This window comes from Duganella zoogloeoides, assembly GCF_034479515.1.
GTDB classification, from domain to species: Bacteria; Pseudomonadota; Gammaproteobacteria; order Burkholderiales; family Burkholderiaceae_D; genus Rugamonas; species Rugamonas zoogloeoides.
Window position 1 is genome coordinate 778,475 of the sequence record NZ_CP140152.1, and the last position, 16,615, is coordinate 795,089.

At 57.5% G+C, this 16,615-nt stretch carries 15 protein-coding genes; 13 read left to right on the plus strand and 2 right to left on the minus strand.

The window, feature by feature from the left end; genetic code table 11:
• The first annotated feature begins 160 nt into the window (after positions 1 to 160).
• The 3 genes from SR858_RS03460 to SR858_RS03470 are packed head-to-tail and all read left to right on the plus strand — an operon-like array spanning position 161 to position 2,719.
• On the plus strand, positions 161 to 718 hold the full coding sequence (locus SR858_RS03460; protein ID WP_026637840.1) for an RNA polymerase sigma factor: 558 nt from the start codon (positions 161 to 163) through the stop codon (positions 716 to 718).
• A complete protein-coding gene (locus SR858_RS03465) occupies positions 711 to 1,337 on the plus strand; it encodes an anti-sigma factor family protein (RefSeq protein WP_019924838.1) in 627 nt (208 codons plus the stop codon). Before SR858_RS03460 ends, SR858_RS03465 begins: the two co-directional genes overlap by 8 nt.
• Positions 1,334 to 2,719, plus strand: a complete 1,386-nt coding sequence (locus SR858_RS03470; RefSeq protein WP_084670239.1) for a caspase family protein — start codon at positions 1,334 to 1,336, stop codon at positions 2,717 to 2,719. The genes SR858_RS03465 and SR858_RS03470 overlap by 4 nt, the downstream gene beginning before the upstream one ends.
• 60 nt (positions 2,720 to 2,779) lie before the next feature.
• Here SR858_RS03470 and SR858_RS03475 read toward each other — a convergent pair whose 3' ends face one another.
• Positions 2,780 to 4,408, minus strand: coding sequence for a ParB-like protein (locus tag SR858_RS03475; RefSeq protein WP_019924840.1), 1,629 nt, complete (start codon positions 4,406 to 4,408; stop codon positions 2,780 to 2,782).
• Between the two features lie 262 nt (positions 4,409 to 4,670).
• Between SR858_RS03475 and SR858_RS03480 the strand changes: the two genes are divergently transcribed.
• Positions 4,671 to 5,966 (plus strand): tyrosine-type recombinase/integrase, encoded by a 1,296-nt coding sequence (locus tag SR858_RS03480; protein ID WP_026637841.1) that lies wholly within the window; start codon positions 4,671 to 4,673, stop codon positions 5,964 to 5,966.
• A gap of 415 nt (positions 5,967 to 6,381) precedes the next feature.
• On the plus strand, positions 6,382 to 6,891 hold the full coding sequence (locus tag SR858_RS03485; protein ID WP_019924842.1) for a hypothetical protein: 510 nt from the start codon (positions 6,382 to 6,384) through the stop codon (positions 6,889 to 6,891).
• 94 nt (positions 6,892 to 6,985) lie between these two features.
• On the opposite strand, the gene SR858_RS03490 is transcribed toward SR858_RS03485, so the two are convergent.
• On the minus strand, positions 6,986 to 7,321 hold the full coding sequence (locus SR858_RS03490; protein ID WP_084670241.1) for a helix-turn-helix domain-containing protein: 336 nt from the start codon (positions 7,319 to 7,321) through the stop codon (positions 6,986 to 6,988).
• A gap of 141 nt (positions 7,322 to 7,462) precedes the next feature.
• On the opposite strand from SR858_RS03490, the gene SR858_RS03495 reads away from it, so the two are divergent.
• From SR858_RS03495 to SR858_RS03530, 8 genes are all read left to right on the plus strand, one after another.
• The gene (locus tag SR858_RS03495) at positions 7,463 to 7,978 is read left to right on the plus strand and encodes a LemA family protein (RefSeq protein ID WP_322534401.1); all 516 of its coding nucleotides are present in this window, start codon (positions 7,463 to 7,465) and stop codon (positions 7,976 to 7,978) included.
• An 18-nt stretch (positions 7,979 to 7,996) separates the two neighbouring features.
• Positions 7,997 to 8,812 carry a hypothetical protein gene (locus SR858_RS03500; RefSeq protein ID WP_154820156.1) on the plus strand — a complete coding sequence of 272 codons (816 nt, stop codon included), beginning with the start codon at positions 7,997 to 7,999 and terminating at the stop codon, positions 8,810 to 8,812.
• Between the two features lie 231 nt (positions 8,813 to 9,043).
• Positions 9,044 to 9,370: a hypothetical protein gene (locus SR858_RS03505; protein WP_051120412.1), complete on the plus strand. Its 327-nt coding sequence runs from the start codon at positions 9,044 to 9,046 to the stop codon at positions 9,368 to 9,370.
• Positions 9,371 to 9,372: 2 nt separating this feature from the next.
• Positions 9,373 to 9,783 carry a hypothetical protein gene (locus SR858_RS03510; protein WP_019924846.1) on the plus strand — a complete coding sequence of 137 codons (411 nt, stop codon included), beginning with the start codon at positions 9,373 to 9,375 and terminating at the stop codon, positions 9,781 to 9,783.
• Positions 9,784 to 9,875: 92 nt separating this feature from the next.
• Positions 9,876 to 10,853: a site-specific integrase gene (locus SR858_RS03515; protein WP_322534402.1), complete on the plus strand. Its 978-nt coding sequence runs from the start codon at positions 9,876 to 9,878 to the stop codon at positions 10,851 to 10,853.
• A gap of 195 nt (positions 10,854 to 11,048) precedes the next feature.
• Positions 11,049 to 14,468: a DEAD/DEAH box helicase family protein gene (locus tag SR858_RS03520; RefSeq protein ID WP_040378223.1), complete on the plus strand. Its 3,420-nt coding sequence runs from the start codon at positions 11,049 to 11,051 to the stop codon at positions 14,466 to 14,468.
• Positions 14,469 to 14,497: 29 nt separating this feature from the next.
• Entirely contained in the window at positions 14,498 to 16,039 is a 1,542-nt protein-coding gene (locus SR858_RS03525; protein WP_019924849.1) for a type I restriction-modification system subunit M, read from the plus strand.
• Complete coding sequence (locus SR858_RS03530; RefSeq protein ID WP_154820157.1) at positions 16,036 to 16,557, plus strand: restriction endonuclease subunit S domain-containing protein; 522 nt, start codon at positions 16,036 to 16,038, stop codon at positions 16,555 to 16,557. Before SR858_RS03525 ends, SR858_RS03530 begins: the two co-directional genes overlap by 4 nt.
• Positions 16,558 to 16,615 lie beyond the last annotated feature (58 nt).

The following is a 16,615-nucleotide window of genomic DNA, read 5'->3' on the forward strand; positions in this document are numbered from 1 at the left end:
CGCGTAGCAGCGTAAAATTTTGAGGCTCGTTTTTTGGCGTCCTTTCCAGCTCTATCGCAGCGGTTCCGGATTCGGTTCACATTATTTTTCGCAATTTTTTCAGCCGTTTTGAACACGCCTCTTTATGCATAATCTGCCGCGCGCGGAAGTCAGAAATTTATTGAACCGGATCGCCAACCGCGACGATCAAGCATCGAGAAGGCTGTACAGCGTGTATCAGCCGCAATTGTTTGCCTATGTGCGCTACCGGGTCTGGAGCGACATGAGCGCGGAGGAAATCACGATGGATAGTCTTTTTATCGCCTTTGGCAAGCCAGCCGCCTACAACGGCCTGTCGGAGTTTTCCACCTGGCTGTGCGGTATCGCCAACAACCGCATCCGGCAATGGCGGCGCGACATGGCCACCGAACTGGAAACGGAAGAACTGACCGCCGCGATCGCCGACAAACACGGCAACCTCGACTGGAACGTGCTGACCGGGATCGAGCAGGACGAAGCCACACAGGCGATCCTGCTGTGCATCGACAAGCTGCCCGCCAGCCAGCGCGAAGCGATCTACCGTACCGCCGTGGAAGAGGAGGGACTGGCCGAGGCCAGCCGCGACATGGAAGTGCCGGAAGGCACGCTCAAGTCGCGCCTGTTCCACGCGCGCCAGCGTATCCGCGACTGCCTGGCCCGGGCCTTCGGCCCCGACTACCTGGGAGGCAACCGTGGCTGACTACACCGACGACGACCGCCTGCGCCTGCGCGAGCTGCTGCCGTTTTACCTGAACCGCACGCTCGATCCGGCCATGCAGCAGGAAGTGGAGGCATGGCTGGCGCATGACGCCAACGGCCGCCAGGAACTGCAATTCCTGCAGGCCGTGACGACTGCCGCGCGCCAGCGCGTGGCCGAACGCGCACCGCTGGCCGGCTACGAGGCGCTGGCCGCGCGACTGGAGGCCAGCCGGCCACCGGCGCCAGCCTGGTGGCAGCGCTGGTGGCAGGGACTGGCTGCCGCGCGCTGGGCGCCGGTCGGCGCGCTGGGGGTGGCGCTGATCGCGGTGCAAATGGGCTGGAACGTCTATCGCCTCGACCAGCAAACGCCCACGGTCAGCTATCGCGGCACGGCCGCGCAGCCGGCGCGGGCAGCCGACCTCAAGCTGGTGGTGCGGCGCGACGCCCGCTTTGCCGACCTGGCCGAACTGCTGGTGCAAAACCGCTGCCACATCGTGTGGGGACCGTCGGTATCGGGAGAATTGTGGATCGCCCTCGACGAGCCGGGCAGCGCCGAACCGGTGCGGGCCCGCCTGGCCGCCTCGCCGCTGGTGGAAGACGTGCTGCTGGTGCGCCGATGAGACCTCGGCGCCGCACCTTGCTGGCGCTGCTGGTGGCAGCCGCGTGGCCAGGCTTGCCTGTCGCGCGCGCCGCCGAACCGGTATCGGCCCCGCCCGAACGGCAGGCGCTGGTGATCGGCAACGGCGCCTACAACAACGGCTTGCTGCCCAACACCCGTGCCGACGCCGACCTGATCGCCGGCGCCTTGCGCCGCGCCGGCTTTCGCGTGACGGTGGCCAAGGACCTGGGCCGCAGCGCCCTGTACGACACGGTGCGCCAGTTCGCCACCGGCCTGACGGCCGGCGCCACGGCGGTGGTGTACTACGCCGGCCACGGCATGCAGATCAATGGCGTCAATTACCTGATCCCGACCGATATGTCGCCCACCAGCGAAGCCGGGGTGGCGCTCAAGGCGTATCCGCTGTCGGCCCTGCACGAACGGCTGGCGCTGGCGCCGTCGGCGGTCAACATGGTGATCCTCGACGCCTGCCGCAACAACCCGTTCCAGCCGATGCCGGCCGTGCGCATGCGCGCCATCGGCAACCTCGGCCTGGGACCGGCGGTGGCGCCGCGCGGCACCCTGGTGGCCTATTCGACCGCGCCGGGCCAATTGGCCGAGGATGGCACCGGCCGCAAGAACAGCATCTATACCGAAACGCTGGCCGGCCTGATCGGCCAGCCGGGACTGCCGGTAACCGAACTGTTCCGCACCCTGGCCGACCAGGTACGGCGGCGCACGCTGGAAGACCAGCAGCCGTGGGTGGAATCATCGCTGGTGGGCGACGCCTATTTCCGGCCGCCGCCGGGGCTGCGCTATGGCGCGCCGATGGCGCCGGACAAGACCGGCGCCGTTGCCGGTGCAGCAAAGCCGGCGGGCCGCTACCGTTCCGGCGACAAGCCAGGTGCATTGGGCAGCGAAGGCGATGCGGCCTGGTACCGCCACCTCGACGAGCGCGGTTGGACCGAGCTCGACTGGCAACTGCAGCAACGCGTCGGCCAGTCCGGCGCCGGGGAAGTGGCCGAACTCAAGCGCCGCGCCGCCAGGGGCAACGTGGTGGCCATGACCACCCTCGGACGCATCGAGCAGGCCTGCCAGGGCGGGGCCGGACGCGCCGCCTGCAGCAAGCGCGCACGCCAGTGGTTCCAGCAAGCGGCCACGCTGGGTTTCCCGGTGGCGCAAAACGAGTTGGGCGAGATGTACTACGAAGGCCGCGAAGTACCGAAAGACCTGGCGGCCGCGCGCCGCTGGCTGACCCAGGCAGCGCAGGCCAACTACCCGCGCGCCCGCATCAACCTGGCCCAGCTCGACATGATGCAAAGCCGCTCGCCGGAGGCGGTGCGCAACCTGCTCGACACGCTGATGAAAAGCAACCAGTCGATGATGGCGCCGCCGGGACGCTGATGCCCCGGCGGAGACCATGCTCAGCAAACGCTGCCGAAACGTCGGCAGCGCTATCGCGCGTTACTTGACCAGCGTCTTCTTGTAGGCGATCGAATAGGTCAGCTTGCCGGTCGGCGTGACCAGGTCGTCCAGCGCCTTGGTGTCGAGCTTGCCTGACCAACCCAGCGACGCGGCCGTATTGCCACCGCTGACCACGTCGGTCGCCTGCAACGCCACCATCGCCTGCGAGGCCTTGAGGATGGCCGACGAGTAGCTGGCGCTGCTGGTCAGATCGTAGCCGGCCAGGTCGATCTTGCTGCGCAGCCAGTCGCCCCAGTAAAACTCGAGGAACTCGGTGCTGGCCTCGGGCACGATGTAGCCGGCGTCGCGGGTGAAATACACCAGCGCGCGGTACGGGTCGTTCGCCAGCGACGCCAGGCCGATTTGCTGCGGCAGCTGGCCGGTGACGATGGCGCGGTTGGCGCCGTCCTTGAGCCACACTTTTTTGCTCGACTTCATCTGGGCCCAGAAATCGACTTCGTTCAGCTTGCTCAAATTGTCGGTCAGCTTGACCCACACTTTCAACTTGTGATTGACGCCGCCATCGGCATCCCAGAACGCGCTGAAGGTATGGTGGCCGTCGGTCAGGTACAGCTTGCCGCCGGGGCCCACGACCACGGTTTTCATATCGCCCGGCTTGGTGCCCACCGGCGACTTGCACGCGAACGTGGCGGGTGGCTTGATCAGCGTGGCGCCGGTGACATTGGCGGTCTTGGTCACCACGTCGTCCTGGCCGTTGGCCTCGCATAGTTCGGCAAACTTCTTCGGCTTGTTGGTCTTGTCCATGATCAGATCTTCGGCGCTATAACGGCCGAGCTTGTAATAGATCTGGTCGTAGCCGACTGCCGGTTGAGTAGGCAGCAATTCGTCCAGCGCCACTTCGATGAATACCGGCGCAGCGGTCGTGCCGGGCACCATCGCCATCAGTTGCTGCTGGCGCGCGGTCGGGGTGGCAGGCGCGGTCAACAGCGCCGTGCCGGTGGCACGCGGCACGCTGCCGCCGGTGCTCTGCGCCAGGATGGCGCCGCTGGTGTTGACGATGTCGATATCGGTACCGCTGACCTTGACCGCCAGCTGGTCGAGCAGCTTGTCGGCGGCATCGGTACTGCTGCCGGGCACCAGCGGGCCGTTGACGAAATCGTAGGTGGCAGACACACCCATGGCGCGCATGGCATCGGCCAGCGCGGTGGACAGCTGGGTTTGCGCGGTGGCGATTTTTGTCCCATCGACGGCTGCCAGCTGGCTGGCGCTGGTGGTAGCCGGCGTGGCGCCGAGCAGTTGCATGGCCAGCACCGACGTCAGCGGAGTGACATTGACGGCGGTCTCCTTGACTGTGACCGCGTACTGGGCGCTGCCCGAGGTCGGCGTGACCGTCAACAGGAACGGCGCGGCAGCGCTGGCCGGCAGTTTCAGCACCAGCTTGCCGTTGGCGTCCGTGGTGCCGGTACCCACCGTGGACTTGGCGGCATCCTGCACCGTGACGGCGGCGCCAGCCATGGCCTTGCCGGTGGCGGCCACCACGGTCATGGCGCGTACCGGCGTGGTGTCGAGGTTCGCATCGCCACCGCCGCAGGCGGCCAGCAGCAGTGGCAGGGTGAGCAGCAAAGGCAGGCGTGGAAAACCGGTAGGGCGCTGGCGCGTCGAGTGCATGGGAGCTCCGTTGGGAAAACGCGTGAGCATACCGGGGGAATGTGACGGCTTTGTTACCGGTGGAGCGGGGTAACTGCCGTGTTACATCAAAATAATGTCGTAGCGTTTTTTGATGGTCTACTGCAATCTATTGGCGTCCAAAATCGATGCTAACCATTTGATTTTTATAGGTTTATTGTCTAGTGTAGTACATTGACGTCCCGTGCAGTCGCAACTATTATGTGTAGCTACGTGTGTAGCTAATGACATAAAAGGTGCATCGATGGCAGGTAAGACTAGTTTGGCGGAAGGATTGCAACCCCTTCAATTGCAGCATTGGATCAGAGCAGTGAAAAGCGGCGGTTGTCCCTCGGTTACAGATCCTGAGACGGGCATCACGCGGGAATTGCCTCTACCTTTAGCGCGTTCGGACGGAGGCGGCCTTACGTTTACCTTGTCCAGCACTGGGACCGCTAGTTGGATTTTAAGGTACCGGACTGCTGGCAGGGCGAAAGAACTCACCATCGGAAACTTTCCTGACATCGGGTTGGCTGATGCCCGAAAGATTGCCCGCGAGAAGCGCTCGGAGATCGACAAGTCTGGTGACCCCGCGATTGACAAGCGACGGGTGAAGGCCTTGGCACTAAAGGCTTGGACGGTGCGCGAGTTGATCGACGATTATCGTGACAAAATCATGAGCGGTTTAGGAGCCAGTACTCAAAAAGGCTACGGGCGCAACCTAGGTCGCATTCAGTCCAGGTTAGGTTCGTATATGGTGACGCAGGTGTCCGCGCTGGATATCGTAGAGTTGATCGAGTCCGTCGGCGCGCCGTGGGTTGAGTCCCGCACGTTGCTTACCACAGCTCGAATGCTGTTCCGACATGCAGCTGGCCGTAAGCTTGTAGCGACTAATCCGTGCATTGGCATTGAGCTCAGCGCACTGATGGGAAAACGGCCAGCAACGAAGCGGCGTCTGATGCTGAATCGCGATGAACTGCTGCTGTTGATGGGGGCAGACATGAATCGTGAAAATGCCTTAGCCGTTCGCGTGCTACTTGCTACAGCCGTGCGTTCTGGAGAACTGCGGATGGCGAAATGGTCGCATTTTGATTTCAAGCGTGACATCTGGAGCATTCCCGAATCGAAAACGGGCCCGGGAATTCAGATCCCGCTCACTGAGCCGGTGAAGATTTGGCTAGATGAGATGAAAAAGCTTGCGCGAGATTCTGCATTTGTCCTGCCGGCTCGCGGTGACTACAAGAACGCTTCCTCAACAGGTGATAGGCCGATTAATCCGAATACTATTGGATCGGCTATTGAATTTTGGCTCACGGAGCACACACCTAACGTACGACGGTTCACGCCACACGATCTGCGTTCGACCGCAAAAAGTCAGATGCGTGCTTTAGGCGTTGCGCGGGACATCACAGAAATGTGCCTGAATCACAAGTTACCTGGGATTGAGGGCATCTATGACGTGCACAACTATTTTGAGGAGCGTAGACAAGCGCTTTTGGTCTGGTCCAACTTTTTGCTTAGTGTTGAGCGAGAGTCCATAGCGCAACAGAAGAAAAAATAGAAACCGATTTCCCCGCTTTGTGGCGCGTTAAAACAGTAGCGGTATGCGCTGATACCGGTCAGCGCTTTTAACGGCTTCTCTGGCCGTTTAAGTGGCTTCTCTGGCATCGTGGTTTGCCGATCACACTGAGTTCGGCTTCGGACGTGCGATTCTGCGGCTCTAATGGCTGTTTACCACAAAGTTATTTCGTTGTCAAAATACCTACATTTCATGTTAAAATGTTAGTGCAACGCTCGTTCGAGTCAGCATCACACCATGCTGGCAGAGTTTGCTCATCGCGACATCGCCTACGCCGAACCCAGCCCTTGTAATCGAAGTGCTCGGTATCTGCAACTTCACACCCGACCATCACATTATCTTGTAGCCGATTCAGGCAGGTACTGTCGCGCCCATTCATTTTCCATTGGAGTATTTCATGACTACGATCCCAACCATCGTTACATCCACTGCGGCTGGATTTCAGCCTGCATTTAAACCTGTTATCACGCAGGACCGCCACGCTTGCGCGCTGGCCTCTATCGCCATCATTGCATCCGCCACACTTGCCGACGTGTTTGCAAAGGCTGAAGAACTCGGTATGCCAGCAACTGGTCCATACAACCATGTGCTGGATGGCGATTTCTTGGCAGCTCTACTCGCAAACTTTGGCTGGACTGCAACTATATGGAAGGAATGCACGAAGGTCTCAACGCTGCCAGATCTGTCAATCGCGATGGTTGACTACGATGCCGACTGGGAAATAGGTCGCCACGTTGTAGTCCACCGGGCGAAAGCCAGTCACGATGCGAAGATGGTCACGTACGCCATCGATCCGACGGCCGAGAAGCCTGCACTGCATGTCAGGACAGACTTAGAGGCTTTGGCGCCAACGTGGTACATCGGCGTTCATCCCATGGGTAAAACAGGTGTAGGTTCTAAGAAATAACATAAGAATTAGTAGCAGCGAGGGAAGGTCGAACTTTGCCTACGCTGCTGCGAAATCAGACCCCGGGATCTGCGGTGGCATTTTCGTGCTGCGGCTAACGTAGGCGCGACTTAGGCGGCTTGGGAGCATCAGGTTTTGCCTGGTTGGATCGTCGTTGCAAGGCATCAGGTTCGAGTGACACGTCAACTGATGCGAACAGATCCGCTAGCGTAATTCCGAGGGCATGGCAAAGGGTTGCAAGCGTCAACACCGATGGGTTACCTACTCCTCGTTCAATCTGAGAGATGTAGGTCCGATCAACCTCCGCTTCAAACCCAAGTGCTTCCTGGGATTTGTCTTTCACATGTCGGTGCGCCTTTAAGCTTTTTCCAAGAGCAATTCCTACCTTGTTCGGTACGTCCCCTTTTACATTGGTATTGGTCGCTCTCATAAAGTGATCATGAGGAAAAAGAGACCAACAATCGACGGCTTATAAACTACAGATAATTGTTGTGTATACTCATCATAAATGAGAATGTATACCCTGAGAAACTTTTTATCTTGGCTAAACATCACGGAAGGTTACAGAAACATGAGTACGGAACAGTTGTACATGCTGCTTGCAGGCATCGTGATCATTGGTCTATCGACTTTGTATGTAGGTATCTACAACAGCATTCAGCGACTGATCAACGTAATTCCCGAGGTCGCCTCGAACATTACGGTGTTGGCTCAGAAGCGAAAAGACCTTATCTCAAAACTGCTCAGCATCGTCGACTCCTACGGTCTGCACGAAAGCGGCATCGCTACACGTGTAGCAGCTGAGTTTTCCGGAAGCCAAATGAGTGGCGGGGGCGCTACAAGTGTTGTCGCGCGCTTGGCATCGCTGCGCATGGCCTTTCCGGAGCTCAAGGCAAATGGTCTCTACAGCAGTTTGATGGATGAACTTGCGAACGTCGAAACTCAGATTGCCGACCGGCGTGAGCGGTACAACTCGACGGTGCGTGCCTACAACACGATGCTCGCGCAGTTCCCCAACAACATCTTGCTGAAGCCGCTGTCGCTGCGGCCGAAGCAGTTCCTAACTGACCAAGAACTCTCATCCTAGAACAACTCGGAGAATCCGATGAAATTAAAATACCTCGTGCGCCAGTCATCAATTGCCGCACTTCTCACAGCGTCTTTGTCAGCTCATGCACAAATCCAGCTTTCATGCGAGATGGATTGGAGCGCCCTATCTGCTCTCGACATGGCTGAGCCAGATCGCCTAATATCAGGCATCCGCGCAGGTGATTGGACCAAGGAACACGTAGATCAAATGCTGCAAGCGGAGGAAGAGTGTGCACGATCAAGCAACGCGCCGGAAACACTCAGGGAGGCAAGATGGATCAGCATCCAAACGCAGCAGTATCCGAATGCGCTCAGAAGCTTACAGGCTAGGGACCAAAGGATAGAGCGCGAGAAAGCCGAAATACTCAAGGCCGACAATTCCGCTCAATCAGACGGCGCGAGTACTCCACCAATCCCTCAGGCGCAGTCAGACGTGCCGAAGCATCAGCTGTCGCCTCAGCCAACGCTAACGGTGGCGGATGCGGTTAAAGACTCCGACCTGGCGTCGAAACGAAACCTCTGGATCGCTTTGGCCGCAGTGGGATGCGTAGCCGGGCTCGCGATCTGGAACAAGTTTGTCCGGAACCGGTGCCCTAGCTGCAGTTCGACCAGCTACTCCCGGATAGATGAGACGGAGCTAGATCGCTGGAGAGGAACGAAGCAAGTCTCTGAGCGAAACAGTCGCGGCACAAACACCCGGCATGTGCAATCTACCTTCGTTCAACTGCAATTCACGTACAGGTGCAACCATTGCCAGAACGAATGGGTAAAACTCAGGAAAGAGGAGTTGGGCACATCCTCAAAAATAGAACGATTCTTCGCCGGCTTCTGAAGACAGTCCCCACTTAGCTTCCCCCGTACTTTAAAGGTTGGCCAGTCGGCTTCCTGTCGACCCGGCCCACTGTCTCAACGCGCCACATAGCAAGTGGCGCGTGATCTCTGCCACGCAGAGTTCAAAAGTCGTACCTCTCGTTAATCTCCCTCACATAGCAAATTCCCGCCGTTTCGGCCCTCTGGCTTGTTGCCAGCAGGTCCGCGTTCGGCGTTAACCCAAAGAGTAATCATGGAAAAAAATATACAAAGCGGAAAACAGTTGTCCGCAAAAACCCAACTCAGTACTACGCCGCTATTTCCGCTTGGCGCACTGGTGGCCACACCCGGCGCGCTTGACCTATTGGATCGAAACGGGGCCAATGCCACTGTGTACCTGTCGCGTCACCAGCACGGTGACTTCGGAACGCTGTGTCCAGACGATGCGCAAGAGAATATGACTGCGATCAAATACCGGTTTCGTGTCATATCGGCATACGACGTCGGTACCGAGCGGCTGTGGGTCATAACCGAGGCAGACCGGTCTTCGACGACGCTACTGCTGCCATCGGAGTACTGAGCATGGATACGCTGCCACCTACTGGTGAGGTCGATAACTCTGCACCCGACAGTTCCGCATTTTCCTTCTTCAACTTGGTGCTATTGATGCCACATCTAGCGCTCACGTCCAAATCGGAGATTGACTACGCCGGCTCCGATCCAGCCCTGTTAGTGCAGCTTGCGGATGCCGCAGACGCCGTGCTTTTGATTACTCACATGGGCTCGTCTGCTATCGGCCGTCTGTTAGCGCAAGCGGGGATCGAGCCACTTAGCGACGCAGCGGTAGCTGACTCCATTGAAGCGCTGGGATGGCTGGTGGCGGAGCTCAACGACATGGCCGGCGCGGTTCATAGGATATCGGCGGCGTGCAGACGGCACACCTACGATTACGCGCCGGATGCCATCACGACCATTTCCCTCGCCCGGCCATAAGAATCTATCTCCATACCAACTCGGCGGCCCAGTGCCGCCGTTTTTACGTTTGGCCTATCGATGCCGCATCGTCGGCACCAACGAAAGCAATCATGAAGACACTAAAAAAACCTTCCACGCACTTGCCCCGAGTTTTGAACGTCAAGACGCCACTTAAATCGTCGCAGGCTGCGTCGTCAGCGCTTGTGGCTAGCTACTCGTCGGCGGCACAGTCGAGCGCCACTACTCGGGCATATGCGACGGACATCCAGCATTTCCTGCGGCATGGCGGCACGATCCCCGCAACAGCAGTTATGGTGGCCGAATACCTGGCCAGCTTTGCAGACAGTCTTGCTGTTGCTACACTTGAGCGCAGGCTGATTGCGATCCACAGGGCACATACAGACCTTGCCCTTCAATCCCCCGCGATGGATCACATTGTCAAGCGAACCATGCAAGGTATCCGGCGCACGCTGGGCACAGCACAGCGGCGTGTAAGAGCCTTAGTGAAAGACGATTTGCTGGAGATGATGTTTTACTTAGACCAGCAGATGCCAATGAGGGCAGCACGTGACAAGGCCCTATTACTGATCGGTTTTGCAGGGGCGTTCCGTCGATCCGAACTGGTGGCATTGCGCTGCGAAGATATGACCATATGCGAAAATGGTTTGGAGTTGTTGATCCGTCGTTCCAAGACTGACCAGGAAGGTGCAGGACGAACCGTGTTTATCCCATACGCACAGGGAAGTCGTTGCCCCGTGAAGGCGTTGAATTACTGGTTAGAGTTAGCTGGAATTGAAGTGGGTCCGCTGTTTAGGCCAGTGAGCCGATATGACCAGATTGTGGGACGAAAATCACTCACTCCGCAGTCCGTAAACTTGGTGGTCAAGGCCGCAGTCCGAGCGATGGCCGGCGAGGATGCTGCGAAAATGGTAGCAGGGCATTCATTGCGCGCAGGATATTGTACTGAGGCAACCATTTCCGGACTTCAACCTTACCAGATTCGGGAGCAGACGGGACATAGATCGGATGTCACCTTGGCTCGTTATATCCGACCGGTTGCAAAGCGCAAAATTCCCAGCTTGCTGTAACGTTGTATCAAGCAGGGGGCTAGTATGCCCTCGAATGTCTCCTTTCGTGTGGCAGCTATTCGGTCATATATATTTTTGCCGAGATGAAAAATCTCTTATTATGTAGGCCTCAAGTACAAAATCCAATGAATGGGGGGCTGGCACGGTTTTCGTACAATAACAGGCGGGAATGCCACGAAAGCCGACCACGTGTGGATGCAAAATATTAAATCGCTGAACTTTGAGCCTTTGCGGACCGAGTATCCAGAGCTTGCCAATATGGGAGGCTATGCGGAGCATTATGCGCACACGGACCCAGAGAGTGCGCTGGTCAAGCTCCGCAGTTTTGCTGAGCGGCTAGTTGATCGCCTCTATATCAAGTTGAAGCTCGAACGAGTGGCGCAGTCCAGCTTCGTGGACCTATTGCACAACGCCAATTTTCAGACTATTGCTCAGCCTCTGGTGCTCGACAAGTTGCATTTGTTACGGCGTCTAGGCAATCGTGGCGCCCACGGGGAAGGCGTCGAGGCCTCGGATGCGGTTCGTTGCGTACAAGAAGCTTGGCAACTCGCCCGCTGGCTGCATGTGACATTCCTCGGCGGCAAAGTCGAGGACTTCGCGATATTTAAGCAGCCTCCGGCTGAAGGCATCAATAGCAAGGCAGAGTTTAAACGCAAGGCCAAAGCTTTAGCTGAGGAGAATAGCCTCAAGGAGGTGCGCCTTAAAATTGCGCTACAGGAACTCGCCGAACTGAGGGCTGCCGACCGGGCGTCAACGCCCGCTGCGTCGGCTTTTACGCCTTCATCGGCCCAAGCTTTGGCACAGGCTGTCCAGTCCTCGGCGGCAACCGCTAATCAGCTTCGTTTTACAGAAGACAATACGCGTAAGTGGTTGATCGACCGCGACCTGCGCATGGCAGGGTGGGATGTACCCAGAGACACCGCCAGCAATCATTCAGTTGGCCAAGAAGTCGAGGTACTGCATCAACCCACCACGACGGGCAAAGGTTACTGCGATTATGTTTTGTGGGATGATAATGGCCAACCACTAGCTGTTGTCGAGGCAAAGAAGACATTGGTCGATGCTCGCGCTGGACAGGAGCAGGCCAAGCAGTACGCCGACGCGTTGGAGAAACAACACGGCCAGCGGCCTATTATTTTCTTCACCAATGGGCATGATATCTGGGTCTGGGACGATGTTGCCGGCTATCCTCCGCGCACGGTTTATGGTTTCTATTCCAAAGACACGCTGCAGTACCGCGTCGCCTTCCAGCGGCGCGAGAAGCTCGATTTGTTGAAGGACGTCAGGCCCGACGCCAACATCGCTGGCTACCTGCACCAGACTGAAAGCATCACCCGTGTCGCCGAGCGATTCACGCAACGCCACCGCCGAGCCCTGGTTGTGCAAGCTACGGGCACTGGTAAGACGCGCGTTGCCATCTCCCTGGCCAAGCTGCTGATCGATGCGCGCTGGGTAAAGCGCGTACTTTTTCTTTGTGATCGCAAGGAACTGCGCAAGCAGGCCAAAAACGCCTTCAATGACTTCGTTCGTGAGCCGATCTACGTCATCGGCCAGGCCAACGATGTGGGCAAGATGAATGCACGCATCTACATCGGCATCTACCAAGGGCTGATCAATGACTACGAGTCCTTCGACGTCGGCTTTTTCGACCTTATCATTGCCGATGAGTCGCATCGTTCGATCTACAACCTCTACGGGGACCTCTTCAAATATTTTGACGCCCTCCAGGTCGGACTGACCGCCACGCCGGTGGAGATGGTCAGCCGCAGTACCTGCCAGCTCTTTGGGTGCGACTACAAGCTTCCCACTGCTAACTACCCGCTGGACCAGGCCATCGCCGATCGAAAGCTGGTGCCTTTCCGGGTGGTCGCTCACACAACTAAGTTCCTGCGTGATGGAATCAAGGCAGCGCACCTGACGAATGAGCAGATTGCGCAATTGGAAGATCAAGGCATCGATCCCAATACCCTGGACTTTGACGCCAAGGAGATTGATCACGCCGTCTTCAACAAAGACACCAATCGCGTCATCCTTCGCAATCTGATGGATGCCGGCATTCGCGATGTTGATGGCCAGCTTCCCGGCAAGACCATCGTCTTCGCGCGCAATATTGACCATGCTCGCCTGTTGGCCAAGCTCTTTGATGAAATGTACCCGCAATTCGCCGGCAGGTTCTGCCGCGTGATTCATTCCAAAGAGCCGCGCGCTGAAGAGCTGATCGACCAATTCAAGGAGCCCAACGGCGAGCTGCGCATTGCCGTCTCGGTGGACATGTTGGACACCGGCATCGATGTACCCGAGGTGGTCAACCTTGTCTTCGCCAAGCCGGTCAAGAGCAAGGTGAAGTTCTGGCAGATGATCGGCCGCGGCACGCGTCTATGCAAAGATCTTTTCGGTCATGGCGTAGACAAAAGCGAGTTCCTGATCTTCGACCACTGGGATAATTTCGCCTTCCACGACCTGAATGCCGAAGAGGTCGAACCCACGGTTCCAAAGCCACTAACGCAGCGTCGCTACGAGGCCCGCATCGAGCTCGCGGGCCTGGCGCTGGCGCGCTCCGATATCCCGGCCTTTGATGTTCTAGCGCTGCAGATCCAGCACGACGCTGTCGCGCTGCCTGATGGCAGCATCGCTGTTCGCGAAAACTGGCAAGCCGTGAGTCAAGCGCGCGACCACAAACTGGTACATCAGTTCGCGCCCATTACCCGCCAACTGCTGACTGACACCATTGCGCCGTTGATGAGTGCGTTGGATGTGCGCGGTCAGGGCGATGCACTACGCTGGGACCTGCTGCTTTCTAGGGCCGAAGCCGCCGCCATCGCAGACCCTGACCAGACCAGTGCTCACCGAGAAGCTATCATGGAATGGGTCGGCCGCCTGCCCCCGCACCTCAACCCAGTGCGTGCCAAGGCCAAAGAGCTGCAAGTCCTGCGCACCGATGCCTTCTGGCGAGCCCCCAGTTTCGCCCAGCTTGATCATATGCGCGCCGCTTTGCGCGACATCATGGAATTAGCCGATCGCCCGGCGTTACCTGCACCCATGCCTAAACCCCATTTGGACATCCGCGAGGATGAAGCCGAATACCAGATTCATGTACGCCCGAGCAAGATTAAATCAGTCGATTTCAGCATCTACCGTAAAGCCGTACAGTTTGCTCTAGAGCCGCTGTTCGAAACCGACCCGGTCTTGCTCAAGTTAAGACGTGGCGAGCGCATAACGTCTGATGAACTAGACAAGCTCAACAGTCTGCTGCACACCAGCAACCCCGATGTCGATCTTTCCATCCTGCGTGAGTTTTACCCCGACACCTCCATACAACTGACGCAAATCCTGCGCGGCATCGTTGGCCTGGATCACGCGGCCGTGGATGTGCACTTCTCGACCTTCGCGCAAGCTCATGCACTCAACAGCCAGCAGTTGCGCTTCCTCGCTCTGCTGAAGGACCACATCCGCCAGTTTGGCGCCATTACAGTTGGGCAATTGTTCGATGCACCCTTCAATACCGTCCACGCTGAAGGCTTGGGTGGCGTTTTCCCTAACCCCCTGCAGCTTGATGAAGTGGTGCGCCTAGTACGTGCCTTCGGAGAGCCGTTGCAGCACCCAGCTGCAGAGTAAAACTACAGTAAACAGGAAAAAGCACGCATATGATCACTGGCGCATTAAGAAGCCGCATCGACAGCCTCTGGACCGATTTCTGGACCGGGGGCATCACCAATCCGCTCACCGTCATCGAGCAGATCACCTTCCTGATGTATAGCCGCTTGCTGGACATGCAAGAGCGCACTCAAGAGAAGCGCGACGCCGTTACCGGCAAACGCGAAGCCAGTCTGTTCGGCGATGTGGACAAAGACTGCCGCTGGGAAACTTGGCGCCACTATAACGGCCCCGAAATGCTGCCCCATGTGCGTGACCATGTCTTTCCGCATTTCCGCCGCCTTGCCGAGCGTAGCAGTGGTGAAGGTAGCCACTTCGCTGCCTTCATGAAAGACGCGCAGCTGATGATTCAAAAGGAATCGCTGCTGGTGAAGGCAGTCAACGCTGTGCATGAACTACCGCTAGAAAAAGGTGACACCAAAGGTGACCTCTACGAATACCTGCTCAGCAAGCTCACTACCGCCGGCATCAACGGCCAGTTCCGCACGCCCCGTCACATCATCCGAATGATCGTCGAGCTGATGCAGCCTCGGCCCACCGATCGCATCTGCGACCCGTCCTGCGGCACCGCCGGCTTCTTAATCGAGTCCTATGACTACCTCTTGCGCCACCACAGCAGTGCAGCCGGCACGCATAAGGAAGTTATAGACGGTGAAGAACACATTAGCTACAGCGGCGACCTGCTCGGTGAGCACCGCGCACATGTAGACACTGATATGTTTCACGCCTACGACTTCGACGCAACAATGCTGCGCATCGCCACCATGAACTTGGTAATGCATGGCGTGAAGCAGCCCGATGTGCATTATCAGGACACGCTTAGCCAGAGCTTTGAAGAGCGCCACCCCAGGGGCTCTAAGAATGCTTTCGATCTCATTCTCGCTAACCCACCGTTCAAGGGCAGCTTGGACGAGCAAGACGTCGCCCCCGACATCCTGCGCACCGTCAAGACCAAGAAAACTGAGCTGCTTTTTATCGGCCTGATCCTGCGTATGCTCAAAGTAGGCGGCCGCAGCGCTACCATCGTGCCAGACGGCGTGCTCTTTGGCTCTAGCAAGGCTCATGTGCAGTTGCGTCAGCATTTGATCGAGAACAATCAGCTCGAAGCCGTGATCTCGTTGCCCTCGGGCGTGTTTAAGCCCTATGCGGGTGTATCCACCGCCATCATCCTCTTTGCCAAGGGCGGCAAGACGGAGAACGTGTTCTTCTACGACGTGCAGTCGGATGGCTTTACGCTGGATGACAAGCGGACCAAGATTGGCGACGGCAACGGCGACAGGCTGGATGTGCGGACCAAGTACTTGCAATGGTGCGAAGGTCAGGGCGATTTCAGTGATCGCAAGGCAAAGGCGTTTGAAGTTTCGGCGGATACCATTCGGGCGCAGGGCTATGATCTATCTATTAACCGGTACAAGCAGCGGCCTCATACCGAACAAGAACATGCAACTCCCCAGGATATCTTACTTGCGCTGCAGAAACTCGAGGTATCCATTCAAACTGAGCTCGATAGCCTCCAGGAGTTGTTAGGATGATGTCAGCCCAAAGCAAGCTGGGCGACTATGTTCTTCCAATTAAGAATGTCAATCCAGTTACCTTGTTTGGCGACTCGGACTTCACATATGTGGACATTGCTTCGATCGACAGAGAACTGCGGGCTATAACTAGCCCTCAGACAGTTCCAGCTATTGAAGCTCCGAGCCGAGCAAAGCAAGTAACGGCAGAGAATGATGTCCTCATTTCGACTGTTCGGCCAAACCTCAATACAGTTGCCATGGTTCCGAAAGAACATGTTGGCGCGATCGCATCTACAGGCTTTTGCTTGCTGCGCCCCGTGCCAGGCAAGCTAGACGCACGTTTCCTCTTTCATTGGATTTCTTCCGAAACGACTGTCAGCCAACTAGTTGCACTTGCTACAGGTGCTACTTATCCCGCAGTTTCAGAAAAGATAATCAAGTCGCTTCCGTTTGAACCGCCTTCTTTTTTTGAGCAGCGACGTATGATGGTGCCCCACGACGTGGTGTATGAAGACTTCGCCAGAGATGGCGTTTAGGAAGGCCGCGAGAAGGTGGTCATTGTGATTCTTGAGGTAATGTTGGGTTTACGAAGAC

Excerpts from the sequence above, each read along its gene's own strand:
- SR858_RS03510 (WP_019924846.1), top strand. The coding sequence starts at position 9,373 with ATGGATACGCTGCCACCTACTGGTGAGGTCGATAACTCTGCACCCGAC.
- SR858_RS03505 (WP_051120412.1), top strand. The coding sequence starts at position 9,044 with ATGGAAAAAAATATACAAAGCGGAAAACAGTTGTCCGCAAAAACCCAA.
- SR858_RS03485 (WP_019924842.1), top strand. The coding sequence starts at position 6,382 with ATGACTACGATCCCAACCATCGTTACATCCACTGCGGCTGGATTTCAG.
- SR858_RS03515 (WP_322534402.1), top strand. The coding sequence starts at position 9,876 with ATGAAGACACTAAAAAAACCTTCCACGCACTTGCCCCGAGTTTTGAAC.
- SR858_RS03530 (WP_154820157.1), top strand. The coding sequence starts at position 16,036 with ATGATGTCAGCCCAAAGCAAGCTGGGCGACTATGTTCTTCCAATTAAG.
- SR858_RS03490 (WP_084670241.1), bottom strand. The coding sequence starts at position 7,321 with ATGAGAGCGACCAATACCAATGTAAAAGGGGACGTACCGAACAAGGTA.
- SR858_RS03470 (WP_084670239.1), top strand. The coding sequence starts at position 1,334 with ATGAGACCTCGGCGCCGCACCTTGCTGGCGCTGCTGGTGGCAGCCGCG.
- SR858_RS03520 (WP_040378223.1), top strand. The coding sequence starts at position 11,049 with ATGCAAAATATTAAATCGCTGAACTTTGAGCCTTTGCGGACCGAGTAT.
- SR858_RS03480 (WP_026637841.1), top strand. The coding sequence starts at position 4,671 with ATGGCAGGTAAGACTAGTTTGGCGGAAGGATTGCAACCCCTTCAATTG.
- SR858_RS03475 (WP_019924840.1), bottom strand. The coding sequence starts at position 4,408 with ATGCACTCGACGCGCCAGCGCCCTACCGGTTTTCCACGCCTGCCTTTG.
- SR858_RS03525 (WP_019924849.1), top strand. The coding sequence starts at position 14,498 with ATGATCACTGGCGCATTAAGAAGCCGCATCGACAGCCTCTGGACCGAT.
- SR858_RS03500 (WP_154820156.1), top strand. The coding sequence starts at position 7,997 with ATGAAATTAAAATACCTCGTGCGCCAGTCATCAATTGCCGCACTTCTC.
- SR858_RS03495 (WP_322534401.1), top strand. The coding sequence starts at position 7,463 with ATGAGTACGGAACAGTTGTACATGCTGCTTGCAGGCATCGTGATCATT.